The following is an 11,937-nucleotide window of genomic DNA, read 5'->3' as shown; positions in this document are numbered from 1 at the left end:
GATTACAAAATGGATATTTCAAACCTATCATTTAAATATGGCTGGCGGAAACCTATTAAATTTAAGCTTAATAAACAGGATTTTGTAATAGATTGCGTTTTCAGTGCGTTTCAAGGAGAGCATGTTACTAATGAGCAAGAGCAATCCTACAAACTTTTCGATAACAATCATTCAGACTTTGAGTTAAAATCTTTAGAACTGTTAAACGATTATACAGGGACAAACAATATTACTAATTCTGTGGTCCAACCTACTGCATTACAGTTTAACCGTGATGGAGAGTTTGCTTTACTCTGTAATTGTTCTTGGGATGAGGAACATGGTATAGCAGTTATTCTTCACCCTCAGCAGAAAGTGACTATGCAAGACGACTTTCTATAAGTCGGTTTTTAATCATTAAAAACTATATATGGTACTAATTAAATGTCTGATGTTGTGTTGAACCGTTACCAATCTCAAAAGTCTGAATTCTCCGACCCTTTTCGCTTACGTATGCACCGTTCTCTGAGCTGGCTTGCTAAAGCGGTCAGTGTTAATGATGATGATATTCGCTTTATTACCCTATGGATAGCCTTTAATGCCGCTTACGCTCGTGAAGTGGCGCTATTTTCGAGTAGCTCTGAGCGTAGTGAATTTAGGCGATTTTTACAATTAATATGCCGATTAGATACTGACCAGCAAATTTATAAACTAGTGTGGGAAACCTATTCTGGCAGCATTCGCATACTGTTAGAAAACCAGTATACTTTTCAGCCATTTTGGGACTACCATAACGGGCAGATCAGTCAACAGGCTTGGGAAGAGGACTTTAAACGCGCAAAAGATAAAGTACATCGTGCATTGAGCAATAAGGATACCGATACAGTACTGGCTGTAGTGTTCGACCGCTTATATACGTTACGTAATCAAATTATTCATGGCGGTGCTACGCATAATGGTAAAGTAAATCGGGCTCAAATCAAGGATAGTGGCGCTATTTTGTCCTCTATCTTGCCATTGATGCTAGAGATTATGATGGCTCATCATAGCAAGATGGATTGGGGCAAACCTTTCTATCCAGTAATAGATAAAGAAACATATATAGTCAGCTCAATATAAAACTGGAACATCCTATATGATAAAATTATTTTAGGCAGATTATTCTCTATCTAGCCTTGGCATAGAAATTTATACTGTGCCCATTTTTTCGACTGAATTTAGCTCAGGACTGTAGGTGGTAGAAATCATAAACGATTACCATACCTATTAAGTAGTCTTTACACGCGTTTGTGAAAGCTTCCATTGTCCATCAGAATCACGCATTTGGTCTCAAGGATTGAAATTAGCATGTACTTAAACTAGTCATAGAAGATATTGCCATTAACGTTTTTTTCAAATTAATCAAGCGTAAATAGCCTATTTTCGTATAACGCCCCAATCACATTAGTAAGTTTTTTTGCTTGCCAATTATAGTTATCGACACAAGGTTCACCTATCGTTGCATAACTATAAAGTCTGATAATCTCACTCTCAACAATAGGGTACATTGAGCTACATAGTCATTAAGAATGCTTAGATATTGATCTCCTTTCGTCAGACTCAGCTTGATAACAACTAAATTTAATTAGGTGGGTGATCTTATGAGTAGCAAGGAACAGAAAGCTTTTATTTTCCGTCAACAACGTTTTGCCTATCCATCTTCTCATGCCGCCAAACGCATTGCTCAGCGTACATCTATGGATAGTATAGAATTAATGAGCCTGATTGATAATGGCGCATGTGTGAACATCGGGCAGCATGCAGGTTCATATCGTCGTCATTTGCTATTTTTTAGCCCTAAGGACACGTTCTTCTATGTGGCTATCCAAGATGAACGTAATGGTGAGATCATTACGGTTTTACCCCCAGCATATCATAGGAACTTAGCTTGGAAGATTAGTACTGAGCAATGCCAGATGGCAAGAAAAAGTTACGAGTCATATACTGAAGCTATTGCAGCAGCACAATCTAAAAAAAATGTAGCAGAGCGGTATTACACATTACGGAAGAAAGATTTTAAATCAAATAATTGTGTCCCATTAACTACAAACTCACACACATATAGATTATCGGTTGAAGCCCTATATGTTGGTGAGTATCTGACACCTAAACGTAAAACCTTATTTAAAATATCTATGAATTACTACATAGATGATTTTGAGAAAAGTGTAAAAGAATTGCTCAAAGATACAATACTACACGCACAAATTGACCATGAGATTAAAAACAAACTTCTTTTTCAAGATAGTATTTATGAATTATGTTTTCGCCAATACAAAAATACTTCAGTTTTTTATAATGTAACATTACGCAGTCAATATGAAGCTGAAATTCATGCAGAGCAGCATTATGAGTCTCAACTTAAACATATGAGGAATGTGTTATCTACCTATTCTAGTTCTTATTTAACTTTGTCTGCTCCAATATGTATGAAGTTACCACGCTTATGCTGGAAGCCTTTTTTAGAAAAGATATATTAACCATTGAATCTTTGATGGCTTCAATTATGAAAGCCTGCTTATAGCGTACCCCTCCCCTAATTACTGAGCATGCATCCTGCAACATTATCAGATAATGGATTATAAAGTGAAATTAAAACAATACTCACTCAGTTATATCTCAGAGCAGTTTATTACTTATCATGACGAGTTTAAGCAACTTTATATTCTAACTTATGAGATCTTATCAAAACTAGAAGATGGCTTTCTTGAGATAGAAATTGAAAGAGCTTTAGCTACTACTACATTGGTTGCAATCACAGATAAAGATTTCATCTTCTTAAATAACTATATTTTGGCTTTCTTCTGTAAAAAATACATACATCATGCTACAGATAGACAATTACACTGCATATGTGTTAATAACGATGAATTCCTTAAACTTCATAGGTTGGAAAATATTTTTTATGAGTTAATTAACATACTCAATAGAGCCATACGATACCAAGAAAATTTAAATTATTACAATATCCATCAAGAGTTGAAAACAGCTTTGACCACAAAACAGTGTCAGTATTTATTTAATCTTAATAGTTATACTATCCTGCTGTTTTGCAGACACATGAACATCCATAAAAATACATACGATAACGCACGAAATGAGTCAAAAAAATAGCGAGGAATATAATGCCTGATGATGGTAATCAAATTGTTCTTTTGACGGATAGCCAGCTTATTGAGCAAGTTGATTTTTTAAGTGTTGAAGATGAATATAACTACACTGAGAACTGGATAGCCTCACTAAAGGAAATTGCCACTTTAATTAATTTAAGCGTTCAACAACGATCGCCACCTTTAATAGAGCAGTTGATAGCTATAAAAAACGGTTTGCTTTTTCAAGAAGAAGTCAGTAAAAAGACACTTAATGCATTACCTCCGATTCTACAACCACTTTTCTTGGTAGCTAACTTAACCCGTGATGAGCACAAAGAAATAATATGGTTATGCATATCCATTCACACGTATTTGTTATTATCACATCACAAAAAAGCAAAGAGGCATTTAACGAATATAATTAACCGATTCAAATTACCCGTATTTTTTAAATCTAACAACAACAGATGGATTTGGGAGATATTACCAAAACTTGACGATATTGAAGGCTTATCAGATACAGTAGACTTTCTCCATAGATTTTTTATAGCCCAATTAAGAAAAATAGCGTACGAACAAGAAGTGCGAAACGAGCTACTAACTAGAACTGTGGAAAGTGACGCAACCATCAAATTACGCAGTAAAAAAATCAATCAGCTTGATGCGATTGTTAAATGCTTTGAACAAGCCTACTATCCACATAAAAAAATCACTCGGCAAGGTAAAAATGAAGATGCTGAAGAAAAATATTTAAATACTTTTAAAAGCGAGATTACCGAACAGTTAGCTAGTTTTGTAGACGGTTCAACCTGGATAGAGAATAGTTATTGGAATCTGAGTAGATACGATATTGAAAACGATGCTCCACATTTATACTATCAACATCCTGCAATACCAAATTTTGATTATGAACTGTACTCACCAAACTCAACAAAACCTAGAAATATTGAAGAATATATTGATACTTTAGAACGTCCACTAATTGTCAGTTTAGATTTGCCTGATAAGAAAATTCGTTACATGCAACCGTTACATAGGATAGAAAAAAACGTTCATCATAGTTATATTAGTCAGAGAGAATTAGAGCTTAACTCTAATGTCCGAACGCTTTCTGTCGCAGGCTTAAAACAGGTTTTTGGCAGATTAGCGATAGATTCACATCGATACGACTATAAACACAATAAAGCCTCTTTAATCTTACTCCTATCAATGATGACAGCCGTTCCTGTAGAGTTTTTAATGACAACTGGTTTCATTTCAGGTTCTGGGTTATTCACCGTTTTGGAAGATACTGCATATTTGCAGTATCAGCTGCAAATCACTGATCGCAAGCAGGAGTATGATGCAAGTATCCACGAAAACCAAGAAAGTATCATCCGTCTGCCCATGCCAATGGGATTAATAAAACTCCTTTCTAATGAAAGAAATTTATCAAGCAAGGAGGATATCTTAGACTATATTCGGGCTATAAAGGAAGAGATAAACTTACCCTATCTATCAATAGTACGGATTGAAACCGCTTTACATATCATCTTACACAGATACATTCAGGGTAGTAATCAACATATTGCTGATCTGATTTGTCGAATACCAGCATCTCTTGCGCCCTCTACCTACTACAGCAGCCATAGTAACGATTTTCTTGTTAATCGTTATCGTCAAGCGATAGAGCTGCTTAACTATGATAATCAATTAGACGATAGTTTTATTAGCCAGCCGAGCACCAGAACAGATTTTACTACAGGCTCTGGATTTGCTTTGACATTAGAGTACGTCAATATTTTTTTACAGAACCTATGGGTATGGGTTGGTAATAGCGGTGATAAGGAGGAGCGCTTTAATAGGTATAGTGCTCTTGTTTGGATCCAGTTTTGTTTGTTGACCGGCACTCGCCCAAATAATGGACTGACTAATGTTAAAGATATTGACTTAGAGACAGGCTGGTATGAAGTTGCTGACAAACCTAACAAGGTTGTCAAAAACCATCGGCTAATTCCACTGTGCCCTACTCTTTTGGCGATTTTAAAAAAGTACCAATTATTTCTTGTCGATTATCAGCCTTATGCGACTGCCAAGGTCGATAAAATGATTCATCAGATCAAACAAGAGCAAGATGAGTTAACCCTCCTAAATATACTATCAGATAATTACGATAAACTTATTAAAATCAAGCGAAGCCATATCTCAAAACTGTTAGCAGATTACATGCCTTTTGAGGATTCTTATTGGACACGGCACTTCTTACGTACCCAACTTGAAAAGCTTGGCGTTTCAATGATCTTGATTAACACAGTGATTGGTCACGAAAAAAACCGACAAGAAGCATTGGGACAATTCTCATCAGTAAACAAGCAACAAATTTGGCAAGTGCGTGATACCTTTGAGGAAATCGCACAACAAATGAATTTAAGAATGTGATAGCAAATGAAACCATTAAAAAATAAATCAAATAACGATAGCCACAAGCCGCGCAAAGAATTAGCAAAGCCGCAGCAAACTCAGAAATCTAAACGCAAGAACAAAAGTAAGCCGCGTGAGGTAAAAAAACAGCCTATTAACCCTTCAATCATAAATAAAAATGTTTTTCCACCTAAAATTATTGCTGGGTTTACCAAACGAAAAGGCGATAAAAACATATTGAGTGTAAACCAAGATGACGTATCAAAACGTACCTATCAAAAATATGAATTGCTAAGTATTTTTCAAACTCTATGGGACGATATCCAAAAACAAGCATTCCAAGACTTTCAAAACCTAGTCAATCAAAAAAAGGTAGATAAAAGCTTTTACGGCTACAAGATTCTTTCAACAGAGAGATATAAAAAGATCTACCTAGAAAAACACCCCAAGCCAACTGACGATATTAAACTAAAGCAATGGGAAGTAACTTATGCTGATTATTTAGTTCAGTTAGCATTAATGACACACCCACTTGATGAACAGTACTTCGAAGCTTTTTTAAAACAAGCAAAAAAACTGATACATCAAGTCTGTTCTAAAATTTATACTTCAATGGCTCAGTTTCGCTATACTTGGGAGGTTTTGACTAAATTTGTCAGCTACTACAACGCGTTTTATATGCAGTCAGAGTATGCCTACCCTTTACCCAGTGAGCCTGTTTTAGTAAAGGAAAACCCACTATCAATTGATGAAAACTGGGTAAAAAACGGCAAGCTTTTTAATAAAATAACTAAAGCGATGATGGCAGATTGGGCGGCGGCAAGTAAAGATCAAAATCAGTCCTTAGCGTCGCTTATATTCTCACTAATAGCTTTTGGCGGGATTAATGATAAAGAATTACTGGCGGCTTTAGTCAATACTCTGTTAGATCAACCAGTCTTAACTGCTTTCAATGATCATCATGTCATTGTTTCTGTACGTTACCCTACAAAAAATTATGGTAATGAAAGAGTGGAGTCTCCTAATGTAAGAAAGAGCTCTTTATACATTACTCAGCAAGTCTCTCTAGACGTCATCAGCCAATGCTGGTTGTACCGATGTAGAAAGTTTAATGATCCTTATCAGTTTAGGACGAACACAGATATTGAAAAACTGCTTAGAAACCACCTCAGTATTGTCTTACAAATACCTAAAAATAAGGTCCCTTCTCTACCATGGTTGCTAAGTTATGCGAGTTATCATTGGGAAATGATGCCCAATGTCTTTGTTGATCAAGCTCTAATCGGAGTTGCACAAGGCAAGCGTAAAACCACAGGTCTACTCCCAGATGATTTTTCCAACTTACTAAATAAAGAGTATAAAACTAACAAACCCTCTTTATCAATCGAGGCACCTCTATCTAAGATCAGCAAAAATACCGTTAGGTATTCTGAGTTGGCGGAAGTACGTAAGATAGATATCGTGAAACGTATTTATAAACAGTTAGACAGTCACTACAATACTCGTCAACAAAAAGAAAAACTCAAAAATAATGAATATGATATTAACTATCATTTAACAAAGATGTTAAATGAAGAGCGTGACATTGCTGAAAAGATTTTAATTCAGTTTGTGCTGTCTAGATGTAACGTAAAGCCACGCCCTAAAAAAGAGACCATTCAGGGCTATTTAAGTTCGGTAGCTTATGAGTGGCTTTATTTCTTATCAGGACAGCCTCTAAACACTTACAGTAGTGAGGATTTTGAAGAATGCTACGAAGAGATTTTAGAGCACAAAGCTGTCTATCGTGATAATAAAGACATCCAATATTCAGCAAAGCTACTGCAGCGGTTACATGATATAGGGGTTGAACACTATCACTTCCCTAAAGTCAGTATTAAAGAGGCCCAGACACAAAGAGTGGTACGTAGCGAATGGATTTCACCACTAGAGTATCAAGCAATTTTATTGAATATGCCAAAAGTTGTTGATCCCTTCGAAGTGGATATGTACAAACTGTTGTTTGTTTTAGCATACCGTACAGGCATGCGGAAGAAAGAGTTGCTTGGATTAAGGTATGAAGATATTGAAGGATTTACCCTTGGTGAACCCTCTTTAGTTATTCGTCCAAATATCTACCGCAGCACAAAAACTCAAGGTAGTATCCGCCGAGTAGCAGTTTTCTCACTACTATCTGACGAGGAATTGAAGTTTTTTAATCAATATATACAACTGAACGAGCTTAATAAAACAGATTATATATTTAGTCACTCATTTGACAAATACCCAATTGATGATGCAGAACCTCTTGCCGTACTGAGAAGAATACTGAGCTTAATCGAAGCAAAGGATCATACATTCCACGCATTCAGACATACAGCCATTACTAACTTATCACTTGTTTTGAATGCTAACGATCAGCTTGTAAAAACGTTAACTGGTTACGACAATCAATATATTGCCAAGGTAAAGACCGGGCTATTAGGAGTTAATCATGATGCTCAAGATAGATGGTATGCAATTTCAGGATTAGTCGGACATATATCTCCTAATCGTAGCTTTGAGTATTACATTCATTCATCAATGCTCATGACTACATACGCTATTGCCAATACAGAAATGCAATTAGATTACGTTATCTTTAAAAATATTACTGATATTAGTAAAGATAGGCTCAAGTCAAATAGCATTTCAATTGTTGATGACAAGATATCCCTCTCCGATACTCGCAAATTGGCAAAGAAACTGACCTTAAATCAAAGTCGAGATATCCCAGTAAACCTTACTATTGATACTGCTAATCGGTTCAAGGAAAGTGATGTGTTCACTACTAATGTGGCAGATGATAGAGTTCACCGCTATAGTATTAATCAACTCATCAAATTCTTAAAGCTGTTAGAAGAGGAAAGCGGCGATATCCGACTATCATCAAACCATTCATATATAAAGTTCGAAGATGGGCAAGTATTCGCTAAACGCGCTGAGAAAATAGCTCAGATTACTACTAGCCAGGGGAAATGTCGCTTCATTGACACAACGGATCAACGACAACCAAAGAGTCTGAAAAGTAGAGAAAACTATGAGCTCTTACCCGTCATACTAAAATCAGTCTGGATCTTACGTGATCAACAACATGCGGACTACCTATGGTTTCTAAAGATAGTTAGACAAAAAATCACTATTGATAATGCCTATCTTTCATTTCCAGTAAAAGATATAGAGGAGTTTCTAAGGTTTGTACAGATTAGCGTGAGACTTTTACCTGCACAGTCGTGGATGATTTCAGGTAATGAAGGTATAAAAGCTACTGTCCATGATATCTATAGAACTACTGATAAAAAATCAGAGACCTCAAAAATCATATTCAAACCTTCCAACTCTCGCACTATCAGATTTGGCATTTGTATTACTGACGAACAGACATCAAATGGTAAAGCATTTTCTGGCTTACTAAGGTTTTTAGTACATCTTTTTATGATAGTGGATGATGAAGTCTGATAAATATTCCATGAGAAAATACGGTAGGTATACAGCCATATGATACTCAGTTAGACCGGAATACGTTTGTATAACCGTTATATATTAAATATAGTTCGATGCAATTAAGGACAGAAACGGGAGCTAAAAAATCAAAGACGCACTGCTTTTTAGGGAAAACACTAATCAAATCATCAGATATAACTAATATTGCAGTGGATTCTGCTTACCACTCGGGTAGGGCTAAGTGGTCAAAAGACCCTAATATTAGGGTGACCGTATTCAGACTAAAAAATACGTTTACTTAATCCACCCTTAAAGCTATAATTCATTAACCATCTCGGAGCCCTTATATATCAATATATACAGGTTAATGTAGAATTACACATTTCAATGAAAATCGATCAGTTAACATTGCCAAGGTTGGGGTCGAGAGTTCGAATCTCTTTTCCCGCTCCAAATACTTAAAAAGCCTCACTTAACAGTGAGGCTTTTTTTTGTCGAATTTTCAGGGGTTGTACAAGACTTGATGACACGTCCTAATATTAAAAATATAATTAAACCTTACAGGCCACACTAGCAGCTTTTGCTTTTTCATAGACACTTTCAGCATCGAGTCCTAATGCGCTTACATCGTCTAAGTATTTTTGTGTTCCTTTTAGCAGAGGTCCTTTCCAATCTGGATCATTAAGTGGATCTGAAATATCAATGATCTCATCACCTCTATCTTTAGCAGCTTGCAAACCTAATAAATCAGTTCTATCCCACATCTCACCAACTTTCTTAGTAAGAGCCATACCTGAGTTATCATCAATGACCTTTTTTAAATCATCAGGCAAACTTTCATATTTATCTTTATTCATAGTCATCATCAGAGCAGAACTATAAAATGGGATATTGGTATGATATTTGGTTAACTCATCAAGCTTGAAAGTTGTGATCGCCTCCCATGGAAAGCTCAATCCATCAACCACACCGCGCTGTAGAGACGTATATATATCATTGGCAGGTAAACCCACAGGAGAGGCACCCATACTTTCGATAATATCACCTGCTACAGCAGATGGCCTGCGGATACGCATCCCTTTCATATCTTCGGGAGTTCGAATAAGCTTATCAGCACTATGTAATGTACCAGGGCCGGTAGCGAACATAAAAAGGAGATGTGAATCTTCATATTCGCTAGATATAGTGCCATTTTCATAAAGGGTTTGCAGCATACAACCTGTCTGTGTTGATGAATTAGACAAACCGGGAAGCTCTGCAATCTGGGTCAGTGGAAAGCGACCACTAGTATAACCCTGTACTTGAGAACCGATGTCAATCGTTCCCTTTACTGTGGATTCATAAGCGGTATCTGCTTTACTGAGTGTTGCCGATGGATATACCTCAACCTTAAGACGACCATTAGAATCTTCTCCAATTTTTTTGGCCCATGGCTCAAAGATTTCTTTATTAACATCAGCAGTGGCGGGATAAAAATGGGAGAAACGTAGAACGGTAACTTCTTGATTTGAGGCAACTTCGCTACTGTTATCAGATTGGCCAGAACAACCAAAAAGGCTAATAGCTGCTAGTGCACCTATCGAAAAAAAAGGTGCTAATTTCATTATCAATTCCTTTTGATAGCGATTATTTTTTTGACATTTGATTGGTATTAAGACTTAATTAATCTGCCTTAAAAGACATAAGCACTTTAAATTAAAACTGCTTAACATTCAAAACGCTACTTAAAATTAACAGCTAAAATGATAACAGTCAAATCATTTAACGACGATTCTCTAGAAGTGATGATATAGCTGATACTACGTAAAATGGGTACACGACATTATGATGCGTGACTGGCAAAAAAATTATTCATGAATTCAAAGAAGAAACTTGGCTCACGATTGACCAACGAGCAGATAGGAATGAAGCGTGGTTTAATATCATGATTAAAAGGCTTTAAGTTGATAAACCTTACTATGCCAAGTTTGCTTGTGCGATTTTTTAATATAGATCATGACAGGTTGCGCAATATTTATATCGTTAGTATCATCTCAGTTTTGAGATGACTCAATTACAATTAGGAAAAACCTTATGGCAAAATTAGAATCAAACATCGAATTAGAAGCAGCGGCATTTCGTCGCTTACTAGCTCATTTAGATGAGCGTAAAGATGTACAAAATATCGAACTGATGAACCTTGCCGATTTTTGTCGTAACTGCTTATCCAAATGGTATAAAGCGGCTGGTGAGGAGCGTGGTGTTGAAATCGAATACGAGGATGCACGCGAGCTTGTTTATGGTATGCCTTATGCTGAGTGGAAAGAGAAGCATCAACAGAAAGCAACGCCAGAGCAGTTAGCACGTTTTAACGAGATTGAAGCTGCTAAGAAAAAATCGGATTAAAACTAACAGTGATAGCTCAAATAAAATAAGCCACCACTAGATAGTTATATCAAAAAACCCAACATTGCCGCTAGATTAGCGGCTTTCTATAGATTTGAGTATGCTACTAAAACCTATGGTTCCTTGTTTCTGCATTTGACGGTCAAATAGGCGACCTATTAATGGCAATGGTACCGTCAATCGACCCTCAGATATCCAAGTCACATGTGTGGTGCCATCGCCCAAGTCTTTTAAATCAATGACGCCTTTATCATGTTGCATTTTTATAGGTTTGGCTTTTTCGATTTGGTACTCCATATGAGTAGGACGCTCAAACGCCGTAATTCGCTCCCAAAACTTAACAGGCCCCGATTGAATGCTACGTAAAGCCCCAACGCCATTGCGCTCCTCGTCACCTTCCGTCACTAGCTTAGCAACCCCAACCGCTTTAAATGAGCCATAACTGGCATGGTCGCTCAGTGCTTCAAATACCTCATCAATCGGTTTTTTGACAATGCGTTCTACTTTTATTTTAAACATAATATTATCCTGTTAAGGTCAAAGTTAAAATTATTTAGCTTGCTGACATTTAAAAAATGAA

The 11,937-nt window shown here is 36.5% G+C and carries 8 protein-coding genes; 6 read left to right on the top strand and 2 right to left on the bottom strand.

Features of this window, described 5'->3' with window-relative positions:
* Window positions 1–9 precede the first annotated feature (9 nt).
* The 5 genes from PCRYO_RS04740 to PCRYO_RS04710 all read left to right on the top strand — a co-directional run bounded on the left by PCRYO_RS04740 (window position 10) and on the right by PCRYO_RS04710 (window position 8,987).
* Window positions 10–381 (top strand): DUF6985 domain-containing protein, encoded by a 372-nt coding sequence (locus tag PCRYO_RS04740; RefSeq protein WP_011513260.1) that lies wholly within the window; start codon window positions 10–12, stop codon window positions 379–381.
* Between the two features lie 42 nt (window positions 382–423).
* Window positions 424–1,098: a HEPN domain-containing protein gene (locus PCRYO_RS04735; protein WP_011513259.1), complete on the top strand. Its 675-nt coding sequence runs from the start codon at window positions 424–426 to the stop codon at window positions 1,096–1,098.
* A gap of 521 nt (window positions 1,099–1,619) precedes the next feature.
* Window positions 1,620–2,498, top strand: coding sequence for a hypothetical protein (locus PCRYO_RS04725; protein ID WP_011513257.1), 879 nt, complete (start codon window positions 1,620–1,622; stop codon window positions 2,496–2,498).
* Window positions 2,499–3,143: 645 nt separating this feature from the next.
* Window positions 3,144–5,528, top strand: a complete 2,385-nt coding sequence (locus tag PCRYO_RS04715; RefSeq protein WP_011513255.1) for a hypothetical protein — start codon at window positions 3,144–3,146, stop codon at window positions 5,526–5,528.
* 6 nt (window positions 5,529–5,534) lie between these two features.
* Entirely contained in the window at window positions 5,535–8,987 is a 3,453-nt protein-coding gene (locus PCRYO_RS04710; protein WP_011513254.1) for a site-specific integrase, read from the top strand.
* A gap of 536 nt (window positions 8,988–9,523) precedes the next feature.
* Here the strand turns inward: PCRYO_RS04710 and PCRYO_RS04705 are convergent.
* Entirely contained in the window at window positions 9,524–10,576 is a 1,053-nt protein-coding gene (locus PCRYO_RS04705) for a TRAP transporter substrate-binding protein (RefSeq protein ID WP_011513253.1), read from the bottom strand.
* Between the two features lie 469 nt (window positions 10,577–11,045).
* Here PCRYO_RS04705 and PCRYO_RS04700 point away from each other — a divergent pair, with 469 nt between their 5' ends.
* On the top strand, window positions 11,046–11,357 hold the full coding sequence (locus tag PCRYO_RS04700) for a DUF1244 domain-containing protein (RefSeq protein WP_011513252.1): 312 nt from the start codon (window positions 11,046–11,048) through the stop codon (window positions 11,355–11,357).
* 75 nt (window positions 11,358–11,432) lie between these two features.
* Here the strand turns inward: PCRYO_RS04700 and PCRYO_RS04695 are convergent, their stop codons facing one another.
* Window positions 11,433–11,876 (bottom strand): SRPBCC family protein, encoded by a 444-nt coding sequence (locus PCRYO_RS04695; protein ID WP_011513251.1) that lies wholly within the window; start codon window positions 11,874–11,876, stop codon window positions 11,433–11,435.
* Between the last annotated feature and the right edge of the window lie 61 nt (window positions 11,877–11,937).

The sequence above is a fragment of the Psychrobacter cryohalolentis K5 genome (genome assembly GCF_000013905.1).
In the GTDB taxonomy this organism is placed as follows: Bacteria; Pseudomonadota; Gammaproteobacteria; order Pseudomonadales; family Moraxellaceae; genus Psychrobacter; species Psychrobacter cryohalolentis.
The sequence above is the reverse complement of the archived record's forward strand: the minus strand, read 5'-3'. Positions and strand labels throughout refer to the sequence as shown.

Bases quoted from the DNA above. Each gene is read 5' to 3' on its own strand.
- PCRYO_RS04695 (WP_011513251.1), bottom strand. From the start codon at position 11,876: ATGTTTAAAATAAAAGTAGAACGCATTGTCAAAAAACCGATTGATGAG.
- PCRYO_RS04715 (WP_011513255.1), top strand. From the start codon at position 3,144: ATGCCTGATGATGGTAATCAAATTGTTCTTTTGACGGATAGCCAGCTT.
- PCRYO_RS04725 (WP_011513257.1), top strand. From the start codon at position 1,620: ATGAGTAGCAAGGAACAGAAAGCTTTTATTTTCCGTCAACAACGTTTT.
- PCRYO_RS04735 (WP_011513259.1), top strand. From the start codon at position 424: ATGTCTGATGTTGTGTTGAACCGTTACCAATCTCAAAAGTCTGAATTC.
- PCRYO_RS04705 (WP_011513253.1), bottom strand. From the start codon at position 10,576: ATGAAATTAGCACCTTTTTTTTCGATAGGTGCACTAGCAGCTATTAGC.
- PCRYO_RS04710 (WP_011513254.1), top strand. From the start codon at position 5,535: ATGAAACCATTAAAAAATAAATCAAATAACGATAGCCACAAGCCGCGC.
- PCRYO_RS04700 (WP_011513252.1), top strand. From the start codon at position 11,046: ATGGCAAAATTAGAATCAAACATCGAATTAGAAGCAGCGGCATTTCGT.
- PCRYO_RS04740 (WP_011513260.1), top strand. From the start codon at position 10: ATGGATATTTCAAACCTATCATTTAAATATGGCTGGCGGAAACCTATT.